The sequence below is a fragment of the Enterocloster lavalensis genome (genome assembly GCF_046603895.1).
Lineage (GTDB): Bacteria > Bacillota > Clostridia > Lachnospirales > Lachnospiraceae > Enterocloster > Enterocloster lavalensis.
Map to the genome: position 1 here is coordinate 6007926 of NZ_CP176637.1, position 18319 is coordinate 6026244.

Annotated in this window: 20 protein-coding genes; 17 read left to right on the plus strand and 3 right to left on the minus strand. The window is 55.2% G+C overall.

Annotated elements, in window-relative coordinates:
• The first annotated feature begins 121 nt into the window (after nucleotides 1-121).
• From ACK2JC_RS26945 to ACK2JC_RS26975, 7 genes are all read left to right on the plus strand, one after another.
• The gene (locus tag ACK2JC_RS26945; protein WP_024734837.1) at nucleotides 122-463 is read left to right on the plus strand and encodes an anti-sigma factor antagonist; all 342 of its coding nucleotides are present in this window, start codon (nucleotides 122-124) and stop codon (nucleotides 461-463) included.
• Between the two features lie 28 nt (nucleotides 464-491).
• A complete protein-coding gene (spoIIAB, locus tag ACK2JC_RS26950) occupies nucleotides 492-929 on the plus strand; it encodes an anti-sigma F factor (RefSeq protein ID WP_320937911.1) in 438 nt (145 codons plus the stop codon).
• 5 nt (nucleotides 930-934) lie between these two features.
• Entirely contained in the window at nucleotides 935-1654 is a 720-nt protein-coding gene (gene sigF, locus ACK2JC_RS26955; RefSeq protein WP_007711935.1) for an RNA polymerase sporulation sigma factor SigF, read from the plus strand.
• Nucleotides 1655-1797: 143 nt separating this feature from the next.
• Nucleotides 1798-2013, plus strand: coding sequence for a hypothetical protein (locus tag ACK2JC_RS26960; RefSeq protein WP_320937907.1), 216 nt, complete (start codon nucleotides 1798-1800; stop codon nucleotides 2011-2013).
• Nucleotides 2010-2636 (plus strand): stage V sporulation protein AA, encoded by a 627-nt coding sequence (locus ACK2JC_RS26965; protein WP_320937906.1) that lies wholly within the window; start codon nucleotides 2010-2012, stop codon nucleotides 2634-2636. The genes ACK2JC_RS26960 and ACK2JC_RS26965 overlap by 4 nt, the downstream gene beginning before the upstream one ends.
• Nucleotides 2623-3066, plus strand: coding sequence for a stage V sporulation protein AB (locus ACK2JC_RS26970; RefSeq protein WP_206196977.1), 444 nt, complete (start codon nucleotides 2623-2625; stop codon nucleotides 3064-3066). Before ACK2JC_RS26965 ends, ACK2JC_RS26970 begins: the two co-directional genes overlap by 14 nt.
• 31 nt (nucleotides 3067-3097) lie before the next feature.
• Nucleotides 3098-3559, plus strand: coding sequence for a SpoVA/SpoVAEb family sporulation membrane protein (locus ACK2JC_RS26975; RefSeq protein WP_320937905.1), 462 nt, complete (start codon nucleotides 3098-3100; stop codon nucleotides 3557-3559).
• A gap of 98 nt (nucleotides 3560-3657) precedes the next feature.
• Here ACK2JC_RS26975 and ACK2JC_RS26980 read toward each other — a convergent pair whose 3' ends face one another.
• On the minus strand, nucleotides 3658-4053 hold the full coding sequence (locus tag ACK2JC_RS26980) for a helix-turn-helix domain-containing protein (RefSeq protein ID WP_411338157.1): 396 nt from the start codon (nucleotides 4051-4053) through the stop codon (nucleotides 3658-3660).
• Here ACK2JC_RS26980 and ACK2JC_RS26985 point away from each other — a divergent pair.
• The 10 genes from ACK2JC_RS26985 to ACK2JC_RS27030 all read left to right on the plus strand — a co-directional run bounded on the left by ACK2JC_RS26985 (nucleotide 3934) and on the right by ACK2JC_RS27030 (nucleotide 14689).
• Nucleotides 3934-5298: an IS1182 family transposase gene (locus tag ACK2JC_RS26985; RefSeq protein WP_411337769.1), complete on the plus strand. Its 1365-nt coding sequence runs from the start codon at nucleotides 3934-3936 to the stop codon at nucleotides 5296-5298. The genes ACK2JC_RS26980 and ACK2JC_RS26985 overlap by 120 nt on opposite strands.
• 44 nt (nucleotides 5299-5342) lie before the next feature.
• A complete protein-coding gene (locus ACK2JC_RS26990; protein ID WP_411338159.1) occupies nucleotides 5343-6134 on the plus strand; it encodes a hypothetical protein in 792 nt (263 codons plus the stop codon).
• Between the two features lie 310 nt (nucleotides 6135-6444).
• Nucleotides 6445-7539: an agmatine deiminase gene (aguA, locus tag ACK2JC_RS26995; RefSeq protein ID WP_320937903.1), complete on the plus strand. Its 1095-nt coding sequence runs from the start codon at nucleotides 6445-6447 to the stop codon at nucleotides 7537-7539.
• A gap of 43 nt (nucleotides 7540-7582) precedes the next feature.
• On the plus strand, nucleotides 7583-8608 hold the full coding sequence (ptcA, locus tag ACK2JC_RS27000; protein WP_320937902.1) for a putrescine carbamoyltransferase: 1026 nt from the start codon (nucleotides 7583-7585) through the stop codon (nucleotides 8606-8608).
• A 22-nt stretch (nucleotides 8609-8630) separates the two neighbouring features.
• Nucleotides 8631-10046: an MATE family efflux transporter gene (locus tag ACK2JC_RS27005; RefSeq protein ID WP_320937901.1), complete on the plus strand. Its 1416-nt coding sequence runs from the start codon at nucleotides 8631-8633 to the stop codon at nucleotides 10044-10046.
• On the plus strand, nucleotides 10003-11631 hold the full coding sequence (locus ACK2JC_RS27010) for an amidohydrolase (protein ID WP_320937900.1): 1629 nt from the start codon (nucleotides 10003-10005) through the stop codon (nucleotides 11629-11631). The genes ACK2JC_RS27005 and ACK2JC_RS27010 overlap by 44 nt, the downstream gene beginning before the upstream one ends.
• Before the next feature lie 24 nt (nucleotides 11632-11655).
• Nucleotides 11656-12597, plus strand: a complete 942-nt coding sequence (arcC, locus tag ACK2JC_RS27015; RefSeq protein ID WP_276952571.1) for a carbamate kinase — start codon at nucleotides 11656-11658, stop codon at nucleotides 12595-12597.
• 165 nt (nucleotides 12598-12762) lie between these two features.
• Nucleotides 12763-13785 (plus strand): stage V sporulation protein AD, encoded by a 1023-nt coding sequence (gene spoVAD, locus ACK2JC_RS27020; RefSeq protein ID WP_092360885.1) that lies wholly within the window; start codon nucleotides 12763-12765, stop codon nucleotides 13783-13785.
• A 12-nt stretch (nucleotides 13786-13797) separates the two neighbouring features.
• The gene (gene spoVAE, locus ACK2JC_RS27025; protein WP_320937899.1) at nucleotides 13798-14151 is read left to right on the plus strand and encodes a stage V sporulation protein AE; all 354 of its coding nucleotides are present in this window, start codon (nucleotides 13798-13800) and stop codon (nucleotides 14149-14151) included.
• Between the two features lie 163 nt (nucleotides 14152-14314).
• Nucleotides 14315-14689: a LytR/AlgR family response regulator transcription factor gene (locus ACK2JC_RS27030; RefSeq protein WP_092360875.1), complete on the plus strand. Its 375-nt coding sequence runs from the start codon at nucleotides 14315-14317 to the stop codon at nucleotides 14687-14689.
• Nucleotides 14690-14757: 68 nt separating this feature from the next.
• Here ACK2JC_RS27030 and ACK2JC_RS27035 read toward each other — a convergent pair whose 3' ends face one another.
• Together ACK2JC_RS27035 and ACK2JC_RS27040 are read right to left on the minus strand one after the other, a co-directional pair.
• Nucleotides 14758-15228: a helix-turn-helix transcriptional regulator gene (locus tag ACK2JC_RS27035; RefSeq protein WP_320937898.1), complete on the minus strand. Its 471-nt coding sequence runs from the start codon at nucleotides 15226-15228 to the stop codon at nucleotides 14758-14760.
• A gap of 125 nt (nucleotides 15229-15353) precedes the next feature.
• Entirely contained in the window at nucleotides 15354-18047 is a 2694-nt protein-coding gene (locus ACK2JC_RS27040; RefSeq protein WP_092360870.1) for a transglycosylase domain-containing protein, read from the minus strand.
• Nucleotides 18048-18319: the final 272 nt, after the last annotated feature.

Genomic DNA, 18319 nt, shown 5'->3' on the forward strand with positions numbered 1-18319 from the left:
TGAAAAGACACTACAAGAGATGAAACAGATCTTTTGTGGTGTCTTTTTTTTGAAGACAATGGGCCGCTGGCGCTGCCTGCGGCCCATTGTCTGAACATAGAAGGAAAAAGGAGTGACAAAAATGGAGCAGAAAACATTTGCCTATGAGGCCGCAGGGCAGACGCTGGTGATACACCTGCCGCGTGAGATCGACCATCACAACTGCAAGAAGTTAAAGATTGAGACCGATCTGCTGCTGGAGGAGAACTATATCCGGCGCATTGTGTTTGATTTCTCGCACACACAGTTTATGGATTCCTCGGGCATCGGCGTGCTGCTGGGGCGCTACAAACAGATGAGAGCCAGCGGCGGCGCGGTGACCTACTACGGCGCGGGCGCGCAGGTGGCGCGCATCCTGACCGTGGGCGGGATGGCGAAACTGATCCGCGGATTTGAAGATAAAGAGTCAGCCATTAATGGATAGGAGGAAGGAAAAAATGGAGGATAAGAGGATGGAGACGAAGAAGGAACATTTGCGGCTGGAGCTGGACAGCCTGTCGCAGAACGAGGAGTTTGCAAGGGTGGTGACCGCGGTGTTTATGAGCCGCTTAAACCCCACCCTGGAGGAGATCGACGACGTGAAGACCGCGGTCAGCGAGGCGGTGACCAACGCGGTGATCCACGGCTACAAGGGAGAGGCGGGAACCATTTACATGGACTTCACGGCCCAGTCCGGCGAGGAGACCAGCCTGACGGTCTGCGTCCGGGACGCGGGAATTGGAATTCCCGACGTGAAACAGGCAATGGAACCCATGTACACCACCGACACTTCGGGAGAGCGGTCCGGAATGGGCTTTTCCTTCATGGAAGCATTTATGGACCAGGTGCAGGTGGAATCCGAACCCGGCCGCGGAACGCTGGTGACCATGAAAAAGTTCATCGGCAGGTGACGGCCATGGATGAGACCTTAAAATTAATTTTGCGGGCTCACGAAGGGGATAAAACGGCCAGGGATCAGCTGGTGATGGATAACGTAGGATTGATCTGGAGCATCGTCCGCCGGTTTGCCGGGCGGGGTTATGAGATGGAAGACCTGTTCCAGATCGGCAGCATCGGCCTGATGAAGGCCATCGACAAATTCGACACCACCTTTGAGGTGAAATTTTCCACCTACGCGGTGCCCATGATCACCGGGGAGATCAAGCGCTTTCTCCGGGACGACGGTATGATCAAGGTCAGCCGCTCCATCAAGGAGCTGGGGTTAAAAGTAAAATGCGCGAGGGAGGAAATGACCTACGAGCTGGGCCGGGAGCCGACCATCGAGGAGATCGCCGGGTCGGTAGGGGTCAGCCGTGAGGAGGTGGCGGCCTCCATGGAAGCCGGGGCGGAAGTGGAATCCTTATACCGCCCGGTGGGAGGAAGCGACGACAACCAGCTGTGTCTCATGGACCGGCTGGAGGAGGAGAACAACGAGCACGAGGCCCTGATCAACCGCATGGTGTTAAAGGAGCTTTTATCCTCCCTGGAGGAAGGGGAGCGGGAGATCATTGTGCGGCGCTATTTCCACAACCAGACCCAGACGCAGATCGCCCAGGACCTGGGAATTTCCCAGGTGCAGGTGTCGCGTCTTGAAAAACGAATTTTAAAAGCAATGCGGAAACGTTTTGAGTCGTAACGCTTGATGTAGAAACGGTTCGTATAAAAAAATAAAAAGCCAACCATACTAGTTTCAGAAGCCAATTAACCGAAACCGCAGAGCAGGTCTTTGGGAAACCGGACCACCGTCTCTGCGAGACCAACGAAAGGATGTGAAGTCAAATGATGGGCTTTGGAAAACATGTATGGAGTCTGCTGGCCGTGGCGGCCGTAATGGTACTTGCGTGCGCAGCCGTCTGGTACTGCCTGTCCGGATTTGGCGGACGGGATGTGGAGCAGGAAGGCACCCTGGTGCGGATGGAAGCGCCCCTTGAGAGCGGTTTGGTTCCCGCCTTTGTGACGAACCCCGCATCCATTGTGGTGGACGAGGCGTTATGAGCAAGACCGTCTATTTAAAGCTGAACCAGATCACGGAGATTCACCGCAAGGATGTGGTGTTAAAGGACGTGGCGGAGGTTTACTGCGAAGATAAGAACATTCAGAATAAATGCAGCGCCATGAAGGTGAAGCATATCACCGGAGACCGGAAGCACCGCTATGTGATGAGCGCTCTGGAGGTCATTGAAAAGCTGGAACAGCTGGATAGCGCCATACAGGTGAACAATGTGGGGGAGGTGGATTTTATTATCGCTTACCAGCCGCCAACTCCCCCCATGTACGCCTGGCAGTGGGCCAAGACGCTGTTTGTCTGCGCCGTCTGCTTCTGCGGCGCGGCCTTTGCCATCATGTCCTTCAACAATGATTCCGGCGTCACCGAGGTGTTCGGCGAGGTGTACCGCCTGGTTATGGGACAGGAATCAAACGGCTTCACCGTTCTGGAAATCGGCTATTCCATCGGGCTGGCACTGGGAATCGTCATCTTTTTCAACCATGTGGCCGCGTTTAAGCTGAACACCGATCCCACCCCTCTGGAGGTGGAGATGCGCCTGTATGAGGACAACATCAGCAAGACCCTGATCGCGGAGAACGGGAGAAAGGAGTCGAAGATTGATGTTACTTAAACAGATATTTCTCGGTTTCACGGGCCTGTGCGCCGGCGGCATCATCGCGGCCGGCGTTTACGCATTTCTGGCGATCATCGGCGTGTTTCCGCGCCTGATGGGCCGGACCGGGACCAGAAGGCACCTGATCCTCTATGAGACGGTTATCGTGGCGGGAGGAGTCCTGGGAAATGTGTCGGATCTGTACGAAATCCCCATCCCCCTGGGCAGTTTTTTCGGCCCGCTGTTTCTGGGTATTTTTGGGCTCACCGCGGGCATCTTTGTGGGCTGTCTGGTGATGAGCCTGGCGGAAACCCTAAAGGCCCTGCCGGTGATCAGCCGGAGAATCCACCTGGCGGTGGGGCTCCAGTACATGATTATATCCATCGCAGCCGGAAAGCTGATCGGATGCCTGACCTATTTCTGGAACGGATTCGGGGCGCAGAAATGATGTGCCGCCCATTGTAGAAAGGAGTTTTGAAGTGGAAGTTGACAAACAAAAATACGACCAATACGTCAAGGAAGTGACACCTGTCCACAGCCTGGCAAAGAGCATGGCCTGCGCATTTTTAGTGGGCGGAATCATCTGCTGCCTTGGCCAGTTTTTTAATACGTTTATGACGGACAAGATGGGGATGGAGAAGGAGGCAGCGGCGGCGTGGACCTCCCTGGAACTGATTTTCCTCAGCGTGATCCTCACCGGGCTCAATATTTACCAGAAGCTTGTGAAATTTGGCGGCGCCGGGGCGCTGGTGCCCATCACCGGCTTTGCCAACTCCGTGGCCGCTCCGGCCCTGGAATTTCACGCCGAGGGCGAGGTGTTCGGCGTGGGCTGCAAGATCTTTACCATCGCCGGGCCGGTGATCCTCTACGGGGTGTTGACCAGCTGGGTGTTGGGGCTTTTATATTGGCTGGGAAGCCTGGTGGGAATTTTTCAGATTTAAGAGAGCATGTGCTAACATGATTGCCAAAAGCAGAATGATGAGATGGGAAGTCCATGTCATGGTTCTGCTTTTTATTGTGCTGTTTTCCGTGGTGGAGTTCATCGCTTTTGTACAAAAGCCCGGAACTGCTCCATCAGCTGAGTTCGTTTCGTAACCTCCGCTTTCTGCAAAATATTATGCACATGGGTTTTCACTGTACCGAGAGAGATTACCAGCTCCCCACAGATCTCCTGATTTGTCCGATCCTTTAACAGCAGATCCAGGATTTCCCGTTCCCGCTTCGTCAGACCCAGCTTCTGTGCAAATTGGGGCTGTTGACAAAGTCCCCTTAGCGCCGGAAATATGATATAATGAAAAAAAGAGCGGAGAGGGGGATGGGAATGCAACTGAAGCTGCACATGGTAACGATAGAAGATTTGGTCCCAGAGGGACACTTTCTGCGAAAACTGGAAGCCACGCTGGACTTGTCCTTCATTCATGAAGAAACAGCCCATCTGTACAACCGCAGATACGGCCGCCCACCCATTGCCCCTGTTGTGCTGGTAAAATATCTGCTGGTAGGATACCTGTACGGGATCCCATCGGAACGGCAGATCGAACAGCGTATCCAGACAGATGTGGCCCTGCGGTGGTATCTGGGCCTGGATCTGTTTGACCGGGTACCGGACCACAGCACCATCTCTCAGCTGCGCCGTCGCAAGCCTTCTTTCCGCAAGGTTTTCCGTCGGCTGTTTGAGGAAGTGGTGCGGCAGTGCATTGAAAAAGGTCTGGTCAGCGGGAAATTGGCAGCTACCGACTCTACCCATGTAAAGGCCAATGCCTCCCGTGCGTCGGAGCATCTGGTGGAAATGCCCGAGGAACCGGGCGTATACTGGGAACGGCTGGACGGCTACGAGGAAGAAGGACTGCAGAAACTGGAGAAACGGACCGGACACCGCCGGAAGAAGCGGACAAAGCAAATCAAGCGGGACAGCCGCCGCAGCCACAAGCGTGTGAGCCGGACTGATCCGGAGGCAGGGCATATGAAACGGCCGGGGAAGCCGGAGGGCCAGTACTACCTGAGCCATCAAACCCTGGACACGGACCACGGTGTGATCCTGGGTGTGACGGTGACACCGGGCGATGTGCATGATTCCGTGCCATACCTGGACCATCTGGAGCAGATCCATCGAAATGTCTTCCCCATTCAGGCGGCCACAGCGGACGCCGCTTACGATTTTCCTCTGGCCCACCGTGTGCTGGAGGAGCAGGGAATCTCCTTTTATGTCAGGCCGCAGCCTTCTGCTGATAGGACCAAGGCGGAATTCAAACGGGATGCCTTTTCTTATGATGCGGAGAAAGATGTTTATCAATGCCCCAATGGGAAAGAGCTTCGAGTGAAGGGGCTGTACCGCAGCGCCAGCGGTGTGTACTGGGAGTATTGGGCAGACCGCGGAGACTGCCGGAGCTGTCCTTTCCGGGAGAAATGTTTGAGCGAAAATGATAAACGCGGCGCACGAAGGCTGCTGGATACCTACTTCCGTCCCACAGTACGGCGGCATCTCGCCCGGCAAAACGAGCCGGACTATCTGGATGCGCTGCGCAAGCGGCAGATCTGGTGCGAGGGCACGTTTGCCGCCCAAAAGTGGGGACATAACTTAACACGCGTCTTACGACGGGGTTTAGAGGCAGCGGAGGACCACTGCCTCCTCTCGGCGACCGCTTTGAACTTAAAAAGGATGATAAGATGTATGGGATGACGCCGGTAGGCGTCTTTTTTATTGCTTTTTTCCGCTCGTAATAAATGATCAGGCACTTTGTCAACAGCCCCAAATTCTTCCTTGGCGCCTTCATACCGGTCTTTAGGCAGAGCGGAGGAAATATTGACTGGCAGGACAGCTGCGTTCAGCTTGTTTTTAATCACATCATAGCACTGGGTGAGGCACCAGCAGGACAGGGCAACAGAGTAAATATCCTCGCAGAAAATCCGTTCGCTGAGCCTGGGCGCAAACGAATTCAGCCAGCCGGAGTATTCGTCCCAGTACATAGTGGTTACTGTGTTTTCTACAAAGGACAGACACATAAACGCCAGTATAAACAGATTCAGCTGCAGGGCCAGGGCCTTGCGCTGCACGTCAATCCGGTCGCCGCAGGCCCGGATCTGGATCCGCAGCAGAAGGAGCAGGCTGATGATGGTGATATAGCGAGTGGGAAAGTACATCCAGTCAGCCGCAATGGAATTGCGGATGGTGCTGAACACAGCTATACAGGCTGCGTAGATCAGAAAGGGGATCAGGTTCAGCAGCTCAAAGGGGCGTTCCATCAGGCACAGGAAGAAAAAGGTATAGATAATCAGCCCGCTGAAGAAGCCGGCATTCCGAAGCAGCGGAAAACTGACGGATGGAACCGGAGAAATCTGTCCCGGCGTATGGTATACAAACTCAATAATGGAGATAACAGACAGATCAAACAGAAAGAAAACAAACATTGCAATCAAATGAAGGTACAGTTTATGCCCCGTATTCATCCACGCATAAAAGCAGCTGCTGATGACACAGGCATACAGGAGCAAAAGAAAAATTGTGTAGAGAAATGAGATGACGTCCATGGCTTCGTCCCCTTTTGGAGTAGTGCCCCTATTATATCATTAAATAGATGGAACTGCAAATTGAAATTCCGCCTTGAACTTCAAAAATATAGAAGATATGCACAAAAGATTAGGCGGGATTATGGATATATATAATAATTATAACGAAAAATACACCCTGGGGATTAGGCAGAAATCAATCCCGGGATGATGGAAAACAGCCGTTCCGGGTAGTAGGATTGTGTCATCCGGTGACGGCGTACCAGGTATACGCCGCACCGGCCTCAGAAAATAAAAAATAAATAAAGGGGGTTTGGAAATGGCCAAACGAATGATAGGGTCAACTCCGAAAGAAGACGGTTACAGGATGCCGGGGGAATTCGAGGAGCAGAAGCAGGTATGGATGCTCTGGCCCGAGCGGCAGGATAACTGGAGGAACGGTGCCAAGCCGGTGCAGAAGGCCTACACGGATGTGGCGGAGGCGATCAGCCGGTTTGAGCCGGTGACCATGTGCGTATCAAAGGAACAGTACGCCAACTGCCGGGCCAGGCTGCCGGAAGAGATCCGGGTGGTGGAGATGGCAAGCAACGATTCCTGGATCCGGGATTGCGGTCCTACCTTTATAAAGGGAGAGGACGGCACTGTAAGAGGAATTGACTGGACCTTCAACGCCTGGGGGGGTCTGGTGGACGGACTGTATTTCCCATGGGATGCGGATGACGCGGTGGCCCAGAAGGTGTGCGAGATCGAAAATGTGGACTCCTACCGCACAGAAGGTTTTGTGCTGGAGGGCGGTTCCTTCCATGTAGATGGTGAGGGCACCGTGATGACCACGGAGATGTGTCTGCTGAGCGAAGGGCGTAACCCGCAGCTGACCAGGGAACAGATCGAGGAGATGCTCTGCAGCTATTTAAACTGTGAGAAGGTGATCTGGATTACGGACGGAATTGACCCGGAGGAGACCAACGGGCATATCGATGATGTGGCGTGCTTTATCCGTCCGGGGGAGGCAGCTTGCATTTACACGGAGGATGAGGAGAATCCCTTCTATGAGGCTTCCAGAAGGGCCTACGACCAGCTCTGCCAGGCAGTGGACGCCAAGGGCAGAAAACTGAAGGTACATAAGTTGTGCTTGCCCAGGAAGCCGGTGCTTTTAGAGGGCGCTGAGGGCATTGACCAGATTCAGGGAACCATGCCAAGGGAGGACGGAGACGTGTGCATCGCTTCCTATATGAATTTCCTCATTGTAAACGGCGGCGTGATCGTGCCCCAGTACGGGGATGAGAACGACGCGGCAGCCCTTGCCCAGATACGGGAAATGTTCCCGGACCGGGAGGTAGTGGGCGTCAAGACAAAGGAAGTTGTATTCGGCGGCGGAAACATCCACTGCATCACACAGCAGCAGCCAAAGTAGGAACATATAAACCATTATAAATCAAAAAGCAGGAGGAATTATCATGAAAACATTGAGACACTTTATCGACACGAACGACTTCACAAAGGAGGAACTGCTGGACATGATCCATCTGTCCCTGGAGATCAAGCAGTGCATCAAGGCAGGCTACAATCCGCCGCTGATGAAGGGAAAGACCCTGGGGATGATCTTCCAGCAGTCCTCCACCAGAACCCGCGTGTCCTTTGAAACCGCAATGGAACAGCTGGGCGGCCATGCCCAGTACCTCGGTCCCGGCATGATCCAGCTGGGCGGTCATGAGACCATCGGCGACACGGGAAAAGTGCTTTCCAACCTGATCGATATTGTGATGGCCCGCGTGATTGAGCACAAGAGCGTTGTGGAGCTGGCGGAGGCCAGCAGCATCCCCGTGTTAAACGCTATGTCCGATTACAACCATCCCACCCAGGAGATCGGCGATCTCTGCACCATCATTGAGAATCTGCCTAAGAATAAGAAGCTGGAGGACTGCAAGGTTGTGTTTGTGGGCGACGGCACCCAGGTGTGCGCGTCCCTCGGCTTTATCACCACCAAGCTGGGCATGCATTTTGTACACTACGGGCCCAAAGGCCACCAGCTGCTGGATGAGCACAAGAAGATCATGGAGGAGAACTGCAGGGTATCCGGCGGAACCTGGGACGTGACGGACGACAGGGAGAAGGCCCTCACCGGAGCCGATTTCATTTACACAGACGTATGGTACGGCCTCTACGAGAACGAAATGCCCAAGGAGGAACGGGTGCGTGTGTTCCATGACTACCAGGTCAACCGTGAGATGCTGCAGATGGCTAACATTGGCTGCAAGTTCATGCACTGCCTGCCTGCAACCAGGGGAGAGGACGTGACGGACGAGGTGCTGGACAGCGAGTGCTCCCTGGCGTTTGAGGAGGCGGGAAACCGTTTGACCGCAATGCGCGGCCTTCTGGTGTATTTCACTCAGTACCAGAGAGAGCAGGCGCCCAGTAAGCTGAAGGCAGAGGCCGCCAGGGAGGAGCTGGAGCGCTTTATGGAAGAGAGAGGCCTCATTTAACCGGAAAGGAGAGGGGATTGATATGGGAGATCAACAAGAGCTGCAGGAAGGGCGGGAGCTTGGGACGAAACCGATTCTGCCGTTATTTACAAAATACAGCTTTCTTACATTTGTGGGAATGATTGCACAGTGCATCATGGTGCTGTGTGAGGGGATTATCATTGGAAATGGGCTTGGCACCGAAGGTCTGGCCTGCGTGGAACTGATTATGCCCATGGAGTACCTGATGCTTGCACTGGGGGGATTCTTCGCCATCGGTATCTCCACCATCGCCGGAATCCGGTTGGGGAACGGGGACCCGGAGGGGGCCAGAAGGGTATACGGACAGGGAACTCTGTTCACGCTGTTCGTTATGATCGCCCTGTCCGCGATTATCTTTTTATTCGCAGGTCCTGTGGCGGATCTGATCGGTACTCCGGCGGAATATAAGGACATGATGATCATTTTCCTGCGCATATTCATGGTGGGTTACCCCTTCTGTGTTATCGGACATATTGTGGTCTACATGGCCAGAGTAGATGAGAAGCCGGCCATCGCCACCTGGGCCATGACCAGCTCCGCGGTAATCGCACTTGCCTGGCTGTATGTAAGCACCTACATATTAAAACTGGGGATTCCCGGGAGCGCGGTATATTACGCTATCTCCATCGGAATCTGGGGGCTGTTTATCGTTTACTTTATCTTCAGCAAGAATACACTGCTGAAGATCCGCAGGGAGGATCTGCATTTTGATAAGGATCTGATCATGGAGATCATGAAGATCGGTTTCCCGTTCCTGCTGGTTCAGGCCTCCAGTACGGTGTTCGGTATTGTGATCAACAATTTCCTTGGAGCCTACGGGACGCCTATGGATCTGGCCGCCTATGCGGTGATCAACGGCTATGTGATCTACATTCTGATGATGATCACCCAGGCTATCACAGGAGGTATGCAGCCCATTGCCAGCTTTAACCTGGGCGAGAAAATGTATGGCCGGATTCGTCAGCTGATCAAGGTCAGTATGATTGGAAATGTTCTGGTAGTGGGCGTGTTTACCCTGGCCTTCTACGTGAGCGCACATGTGGTCTGCGATATATTCTGCGGAGATGCGGCGCTGGTGGAGGTTGCGGTGCCTGCCCTGCGCATGGCAATTATCTGTTCATCCCTGGGTCTGTGCGCCAATGTGATGTCCTGTTACTTCCAGTACGTGGAGCGGGTGGTTCCGTCCACATTCCTGGGAATCTGCCGCTACATCCTGTTCTGTATTCCGATTATGCTGGTTCTGACCAGGACCTTCGGCGTGAACGGCGTGTGGTATTCCCTGCCCGTGGCCGATATACTGGCCTTCGCAGCAGCGGCAGTCATGGCAGTGTATGAAATGAAGCGGTTAAAAAATATGGAAGGGAAGAAATGTGATGAGAAAAGCGGATTATATTTTAAAGAGCAGCCGGATTTATAAAGGAACAGGCAGAAAACTGATAGACGGCTTCGTAGCGGTAAAGGGAGAGAAGATTATGTTTGCAGGCGCCTGTGACCAGATGGAAGGGGTCATTGGGCCGGAAACCAAGGTACTGGATTTCGGGGATCAGGTGATCATGCCAGGTATGCACGATGCCCACATCCATCTGTACATGTCCGGGCTCTATTCCTCCCCATTGGTACACGCCAGCTTTACCGACACCTCGGAGCAGCAGTGCGTGGACGGCTTAAAGGAGCTTGCTGCGCGCATTCCGGAGGACCGCTGGCTTATTGGCGCGGGCTGGTATCATCCTCTTTGGGACAATCCTGTGCTGCCCAGCAAGAAGTCACTGGATGCAGTATACCCCAACCGCCCGGTGTGCATGGTCAGCGGAGATGGCCATACCATGTGGTTTAACACCAAGGGCATGGAAGTGCTGGGGATTGACAAGGACACTCCGGCGCCTCCGGGCGGCACCATTGACAAGGACGAGAACGGTGAGTTGACGGGCATTTTCCATGAGAGCGCGGCCGCCTGTCTCAGCAGCAGGGTCTACTGTTTCACCCAGGAGGAAGAAGACCAGTGCTACAAGAAGCTGATTTCCAATTTAAACAAGTTCGGGATCACCTCTGTTTGCGATGTATCCATGATGGCGGTGCCGGGAGCGGACTTTGTGCGGGACGACATCTATTCCCGGCTGCTGGACAAGGGCGAGTTAAATGTGCGTGTCCACATGTATCCAACCATGACCGATGAGATGACCAGGCCCATGGAGATGCGGGACCAGTACAGAAGCCCCATGTTAAAATGCACCGGCGTGAAGCATTTCTTTGACGGAGTGTCCAGCTGCCATACCGCCTATTTAAAGGAGCCCTACGCAAATGCCTACTATGAAGGCGACTGCGGTAAGCTGTCCACCAACCCCGATGATATGCGCCGTCTGGTGTTAAAGGCAGTGGAAAATGATCTGAGTATGAGAGTCCACACCATCGGCGACCAGGCTATCCATCTGATGCTGGACTATTTAGAGGAAGCGGAGATGGTCTATGGGAAGAAACCGTATCTGCAGCACACCTTGGAGCATCTGGAGAATCTGCAGTACGAGGACATTGCCAGGCTGAGCAAATTAAATGTGGTCGCCTCCGTGCAGCCGCCCCACCTGATGATTGATCCCAACGGCATTGAGCGTGATCTGGGGCAGGACAGAATCCAGTTGATGTGGCCCTTCCGCCGCTTCCTGGATGCAGGCGTGACCCTGGCCTTTGGAACGGACAGCCCGGTAGCTGAGATCAACCCCTTCAACGGCCTCTACAATGCGGTAACCCGTCGTTCGGCATTTGACGGCAAACCGGACGGAGGATGGATTCCCGCGGAGCGGATCAATGTATATGAGGCAGTCAGCGCCTATACCTACGGCTCCGCCTGCGCGGCCAACAGCGCAGATGAGATCGGCACGCTGGCTCCCGGCAAATTCGCGGATATATGCGTTCTTGACCACAACATCTTTGAGGGCGAGCCGGAAGTGATTCTGGAGACGAAAAATGTGTTCACTATGGTAAACGGACGCATTGTTTATGAAGGCTAAAGAAGTAGTAGGAGGAAATGCAGCATGTCAAGAATCGTAATTGCCCTGGGCGGAAACGCCCTGGGCAACAACCCAAAGGAGCAGCAGGAGATGATTGAGGCGGCCTGCCCCTCTCTGATCGGCCTCATCAGCCAGGGCCATGAGATCATCATCAGCCATGGAAACGGCCCACAGGTGGGAATGATCAGCAAAGCCTTCGAGATCGGCGCACAGCACGATACGGGCATCTGTCCCATGGAGCTGATGGAGTGCACGGCTATGAGCCAGGGGTATATCGGCTACCATTTACAGAAGGGAATTAAAAAAGAGCTGAGAATCCGAAATATGCCCTGGCATGTGGCCAGCGTAGTAACCCAGGTGGCCGTAGATCCAGGAGACCCCGCGTTTTTAAAGCCAACCAAACCCATCGGCAGCTTTATGACAAAGGAGAACATGGAGGCGCTTAAGAAGGAGCGGCCGGAGCTTCAGTTTGTGGAGGATTCGGGCAGAGGCTACCGAAGAGTCGTTCCCTCCCCTAAGCCCGTGGCTATTGTGGAGCGGGAGTCCATATTAAATCTGCTGGACAATGAGTATATTGTCATTGCCTGCGGAGGAGGCGGCATTCCTGTCATCAGGGATGAAAACGGGGATTACACCGGGGTTCCGGCTGTGATCGACAAGGATTTCGCCTCAGCCAAGCTGGCGGAGATGGTGGATGCGGACTATCTGTTTATTCTCACCGCGGTGGATCACGTGGCTGTGAACTTCGGCAGGCCGGACCAGAAGCAGCTGACGGAAATGACCGTGGACCAGGCCAGGGAATACTGCAGTCAGGGACAGTTCGGGGCGGGAAGCATGCTGCCCAAGGTTCAGGCGGCCATGGCGTTTGCGGAGAGCAAGAAGGGGAGGAACGCAGTCATTGCCTCCCTGGAGAAAGCCCCGTTAGCGATGGCGGGACAGAGCGGCACCAGAATTTATCAGGGATAAAAAAGCGGTGGATCACTTAATGATAGGGTGATCCACCATTTTTTAATTGGATCACAGTAAAATGATCCGGATGGAATTTTCAGAACAACCATAAATTGGAATATGTTTTTAGTTTCTTTTTGTCAATAATAAGCTTAAGAGAGAATAAAAACGAGGTGAATGTTAATGGGAGAAATGAAAGGAAAGGCCAGTCTGGAATTTGAGCATCCGCCGGTGATCGTCAGCGCGGCCTCCGTGGTTGGCAAAAAGGAAGGGGAAGGACCTCTGGGGCCGCTCTTCGACCAGGTGGAGCAGGACGACATGTGCGGCAAGGACAACTGGGAGCAGGCGGAGAGCGCCCTGCAGAAGCAGGCTGCGGACAAGGCCATTGAGAAGGGCGGGCTGCGAAAAACGGACCTGCGCTACCTGTTTGCCGGAGACTTACTGGGGCAGTTGATCGCCACCTCCTTCGGAACGGTGGATCTGGAAATCCCCCTGTTCGGGCTTTACGGGGCCTGCTCCACCATGGGCGAAGCCCTGAGCCTGGGAGCCATGGCCGTGAACGCGGGTTATGCAAACCAGGTTCTGGCCATGGCATCCAGCCACTTCGCCACAGCGGAGAAGGAGTTCCGCTTCCCGCTGGCGTACGGCAACCAGCGCCCCATGTCCGCCACCTGGACGGTCACCGGGGCCGGGTGTGTGGCTCTGGCCGGGGACCGGAAGGAGGGGCTTGCCAAGATCACGGGAATCACCACGGGCCGCATGGTGGACATGGGGACCAAGGACTCCATGAACATGGGCGCGGCCATGGCTCCGGCGGCGTTCCACACCATCGAGCAGAACCTGGAGGATTTCCAGGTCAACGAGACCTGGTATGACAAGATCATCACCGGGGACTTAGGCGAGATCGGGCGGACCATTTTGCTGGATTTTATGAAAAATAAAGGGCGGGATCTCAGCGAGCTCCACATGGACTGCGGAATGGAGATCTATGACAAGGAGCAGCAGGACACCCACGCGGGCGGAAGCGGCTGCGGCTGTTCTGCGGTGACGCTGTGCTCCTATATTCTACCCAAAATCCAGGACGGCACCTGGAAGCGGGTGCTGTTCGTGCCCACCGGGGCGCTTTTGTCCAACATCAGCTTCAACGAGGGACAGAGCATACCGGGCATCGCGCACGCGGTTGTCATCGAGCATATCGACGGTTAAGGAGGCAAAACGATGGATTATGTGAAAGCATTTCTGGTGGGCGGCATCATCTGCGCCCTGGTGCAGATCCTGATGGAAAAGACAAAGCTGATGCCGGGCCGAATCATGGTGCTGTTGGTGGTCAGCGGCGCGATCTTAGGCTGCATCGGCTTATACCAGCCCTTTGTGGAGTGGGCGGGAGCGGGAGCCTCCGTACCCCTTCTGGGCTTTGGAAACGCCCTGTGGAAGGGCGTGATGGAGGGCGTGGCCAAGGACGGGCTCTTGGGCGTGTTCAAGGGCGGTTTCACCGCCGGTTCCGCCGGAATCTGCGGAGCCCTGGTGTTCGGCTACCTGGCCAGCCTGGTGTTTAAGCCGAAAATGAAATAGAACGGAAAAATATTCATTGAAACAGACGGCGAAAGCCGTTATAATAGAGAATAGCGCGGCCCGCCCGGAAAGCAAGAGCGGGCTGTTTGTCTGCCGCGGCCTGGTTGGGAAAGGGGCGCGGCAGGCGGGATTTGCCAAATGATAAGGGGATATGGGAGGAACAATGAGTATCAGAACAGTGATCGTGGACAATGATCCGGAGCTGCTTGACAAGCTGACCGGCATTCTGGAGGACACGGAGGAGATCGAGCTTCGGGGAAGGTTCGAACACCCGGCGGAGGTGCTTGCGATTGTGGAGCGGGAGCCGGTGGACCTGGTATTTTCCGACGTGGTGATGCCGGATATCAGCGGGATCACCCTGGCGGCCCGGCTGGCAGAGACCGCGCACCCGCCCAAGGTGGTGCTGCTGTCGGACATCCCGGGGCTGTCCATCAAGACCTGGAATATCAAGGCCTTTGGGTTTGTGCCCAAGCCGTATACCAGGGGGGACATCGCGGGTATGGTCAGCCTGTACCGGGAGAGCGTGCAGGGGAGATGAATTCAGGGGAGGGCTTGCCCTCCTCTTTTTGAGATACCCGGCCCTTCGCCACCCACCCTGTCCGGGTCCTACCGCGCCTTGTCCAGCAGCCCCATCAGCTGTTTGCCAAAATGCCGTTGTGTCACCTGGCCGATGGCGATCATAATCAGGCTGACGGCGATCACCACACTGCGGCGGGTGGAGTCCGGAGCGATCAGTGCACCTACCAGAAGGCCGCTGCCGGCTCCGGTGAAAAAGTCAATCAGTTTATATTCCCGGCGCATTCGCTGCGCCTGGTCCAGAGAGAGCAGCAGGTTATTGTCCGCCTGTTGCCTGAAATCCGCCTCGTCCAGCGGCCTGCCGCTGATCATCTCATTGATACTCACATTCAATACGGCGCACAGGGACTGAAGGACCGCCAGATCGGGCATATAGTTGCCGTTCTCCCATCTGGAAACAGTCTTGTTGGTCACGCCCACCAGCTCCCCCAGCTGCGCCTGGGTCAATGATTTTTCTTTTCGCAGTTCTGCGATAAATTTTCCGGTTTGTATTTGATCCAAGAAATCACCTCCTTGAGAGAGATCGTACCACAGGGAGCGCTTTTTGTATTCCCCACAGATGGCGAATTGCAGAAAAATACTGCTCTCAGCAATCCGCATGGAATTTCTGAGAGCAGTTGAGTTGTCTACTGGATTCCGGGTCCGTACTCGGAGGAGGTCTCCTTGGAGGGCTGATAGCCCGGCCCCAGGGGGATCTCATAACCCGGCGATTCGCCGCCGTTTGATTCATTGGGCGGAACGATAATGGTGGAGGCATCCGTGTGGATCGGGCACTCCCCGGGGATTGCGAAGTAGGAATCGTCCGTGGTCCCGTCCTCGCCGCTTGGAAGAACCATGCAGATCCGCGTGGTTTTCTCCGGACAGAAGGGGGTGGGGCGCATGCCGGACTCGGCGCACACTGTCACGGCCACGTGCTTGTCGCAGACCTCCGTGGGCGCGGTTCCCTTGGCGAAATACTCGGTGTACACCGCGTTGCCTCTGGGATCGTGGTCGCAGACGCCGGAGACGGCGCGTTTGCCGGATTTACGGCAGATCTGCGCGGTCTCGATGCTGTCGGGGATCACAAAACCAGGATCGGAAAGCCCCTCGTGGATCCGGTTCATGATTTTGCGCCAGATCGCTTTGTGGAAGGAGGTTCCGCCGTTGTTGACGCCTCCGTCCTTTAACTTCTGGTTGCTGTCGCAGCCGCCCCAGATGCCCGCCGTGTAGTAGGGCGTGAAGCCCTCAAACCAGACGTCCACGTTGTTGGTGGTGGTGCCGCTCTTTCCGGCGGTGGACATATTGTTTAAAGCCGCCGCCGTGCCGGTCGCGCTGATGGGAGAAACGCCCGGGCGCATAAATTTTCGGTTGCCTTTCATCACGTCGGTCATGGCGTCCGTCAGCAGGAAGGCGGTGGAATCCTTTAACACCTGGCGCGTCTCCGGCTGATTGTCGATAAGCACCTTGCCGTTGTGGTCCAGAATCTTGGTGTAGAATCTGGGACGGATGTAGGTGCCGCCGTTGGCGATGGAGGCGTAAGCTGCCGTTAAATCCAGGTTGGTGGTGCCGAGAGTCAGGCCGCCCAGGGCGGTAGCCGCGCCCAGATCGGTCTTGGTCATGGTGGAAATGCCCATGTTTTCCGCGTACTCCACACCCAACTGGGGCGTCACGGTCTCCATCAGGCAGCGCACGGCCACGATATTCATGGAGTAGACGATGCCGTCCCGGATACTGGAGTAGCCGGTGTAACCACGGCTTTCACCCCACCAGTTGCGGAAGGACTTGGTGCCGACCGTGTAGGGGGCGTCATAGTAGACCGTTCCCAGAGTGGCGCCGCAGGCGTCCAGGGCAGGCGCGAAGGCCGAGATCACCTTGAAGGTGGAACCGGGCTGCCGCGGCACGTTGGTGGCGCGGTTTAAGGTCAGGCTGTCTTTTTTCTCGCCGCGTCCGCCGCTTATGGCGATCACCTCGCCGGTGTGCTGGTCGATGAGCACAAAGGAAGCCTGGGGCTGAAGCGTGGTGTTCAGGCGCTCGCCGATCACCTCGTCGCCCTCCTTTAACAGCCATGCCTTGTACTGGTCGATGTCCTGTTGAAGAGCGTCGGTGCTGGTGTAGAGCCCGTTGAAGTTCTTGTCTCCCAGCACGGATTTGCGCCACGCCTCCACGTTCTTGTTGGAGTAGTGCTGGGTGTCGCCGTTTGCGTGGGTGACGGAGAGGCGGTATTCCATGGAATACTTGGCCGCGTCATAGTTGTCCGGGTTGTTGATCTCCTCGTCCACAATGGCCTGGATGTCCGGGTCCTGGGTGGTGTAAATCTGCAGGCCGCCGGAGTAGAGCAGGTTGCTGGCCTGGCTCTCCGTGTAGTCCAGCTTTTCCATCAGGTCCTGTATCACCTGCTCGATCAGCTCGTCCGTGAAATAGCTGTAGGGATTGACGCTCTCTTTCTTCACCGCGTCCACATTCTGGATGCGGCTGTAGACGTCGTCGGCCAGAGCCTCCTCCTGCTGGGCTTTGCTGATTTTTTTCTGCTCGTACATGTACTGCAGCACGATGGCCCGGCGCTCCGCATTGGCCTCGGCCCCGGTGATGGGGTTTAGGCGGGAGGGGTTTTTGGTAATGGAAGCCAGCACCGCACACTCCGATAAAGTCAGGTCGGAGACTTCTTTATTAAAATAGCGCCGGGCCGCCACCTTCACGCCCAGGGTGTTGCTTCCCAGGTTGATGGTGTTTAAGTAGCTGGTGATGATCTGTTTTTTGGTGTCCTCCTTGCTCATACCGGAGTTTTTCTCCAGCTGCACGGCAAGGTACTGCTCCTGAAGCTTTCGCTCGATGCGGGGCCCCCAGCCGGACTCCATACCACCGGCAAATACGTTGTTTTTGATCAGCTGCTGGGTGATGGTGCTTCCGCCTCCGGCGTAATCGTCGCTGATCAGACCCTTGGCCGCGCGGGCGATGGAACGGATGTCAATGCCGTTGTGGGACCAGAAACGAGAGTCCTCGATGGCCACGAAAGCGTTGACCAGGTCCGGCGGAAGCTCGTCGAAGGTGGCGGCCTCGCGGTTGGAACCGCTGGTCACCAGGGTATCGGTCAGATTGCCCTTTGCATCGTAGATGGTGGTGGCAAACCGGTCCGGCTGTATGTTCAGGATGTCCACGGTGGGCGCATTGTCGATGATTCCCTTGACCATGCCAAACCCGATGCTGGCCCCCACCACCACACAGAATAAGAACAGCACAAACAGCGCCTTGAATATGTTTAAAAACAGCTTGGACGTATATTTGGCTGACTTTGAGTGAAGAGACTTGAGCCTGCGCTCTGTCTCATACTTCCCATAGTTCATGAAACTGCTCCTTTTATGTTCGTTCTTGGAGGCGTGTCCGCAAATGGTCCGGGCCGGGACTGTGCCGGAATGTGGGTTTCCGGACGGCCAAAAGACCTCGCCAAGTGGTCAGGGATATATTCGCACTAGGTTCGTGAGGGACCTCACCAAGTGCTCATATTATACAACAGTTTATCGGAAATGAAAAGGATTAAATAAGCCCTTGTCATCCGGGGTTATCTATATTATGATTAAATTTATGAGTATTTAGACAAAAAGTGGGAAAATAATAC

Coding starts and splice junctions, on each gene's coding strand:
- ACK2JC_RS26945 (WP_024734837.1), top strand. CDS start 122: ATGGAGCAGAAAACATTTGCCTATGAGGCCGCAGGGCAGACGCTGGTG.
- spoIIAB (WP_320937911.1), top strand. CDS start 492: ATGGAGACGAAGAAGGAACATTTGCGGCTGGAGCTGGACAGCCTGTCG.
- sigF (WP_007711935.1), top strand. CDS start 935: ATGGATGAGACCTTAAAATTAATTTTGCGGGCTCACGAAGGGGATAAA.
- ACK2JC_RS26960 (WP_320937907.1), top strand. CDS start 1,798: ATGATGGGCTTTGGAAAACATGTATGGAGTCTGCTGGCCGTGGCGGCC.
- ACK2JC_RS26965 (WP_320937906.1), top strand. CDS start 2,010: ATGAGCAAGACCGTCTATTTAAAGCTGAACCAGATCACGGAGATTCAC.
- ACK2JC_RS26985 (WP_411337769.1), top strand. CDS start 3,934: ATGGGAATGCAACTGAAGCTGCACATGGTAACGATAGAAGATTTGGTC.
- ACK2JC_RS26980 (WP_411338157.1), bottom strand. CDS start 4,053: ATGGGCTGTTTCTTCATGAATGAAGGACAAGTCCAGCGTGGCTTCCAG.
- ACK2JC_RS26990 (WP_411338159.1), top strand. CDS start 5,343: ATGATCAGGCACTTTGTCAACAGCCCCAAATTCTTCCTTGGCGCCTTC.
- aguA (WP_320937903.1), top strand. CDS start 6,445: ATGGCCAAACGAATGATAGGGTCAACTCCGAAAGAAGACGGTTACAGG.
- ptcA (WP_320937902.1), top strand. CDS start 7,583: ATGAAAACATTGAGACACTTTATCGACACGAACGACTTCACAAAGGAG.
- ACK2JC_RS27005 (WP_320937901.1), top strand. CDS start 8,631: ATGGGAGATCAACAAGAGCTGCAGGAAGGGCGGGAGCTTGGGACGAAA.
- ACK2JC_RS27010 (WP_320937900.1), top strand. CDS start 10,003: ATGAGAAAAGCGGATTATATTTTAAAGAGCAGCCGGATTTATAAAGGA.
- arcC (WP_276952571.1), top strand. CDS start 11,656: ATGTCAAGAATCGTAATTGCCCTGGGCGGAAACGCCCTGGGCAACAAC.
- spoVAD (WP_092360885.1), top strand. CDS start 12,763: ATGGGAGAAATGAAAGGAAAGGCCAGTCTGGAATTTGAGCATCCGCCG.
- spoVAE (WP_320937899.1), top strand. CDS start 13,798: ATGGATTATGTGAAAGCATTTCTGGTGGGCGGCATCATCTGCGCCCTG.
- ACK2JC_RS27030 (WP_092360875.1), top strand. CDS start 14,315: ATGAGTATCAGAACAGTGATCGTGGACAATGATCCGGAGCTGCTTGAC.
- ACK2JC_RS27040 (WP_092360870.1), bottom strand. CDS start 18,047: ATGAACTATGGGAAGTATGAGACAGAGCGCAGGCTCAAGTCTCTTCAC.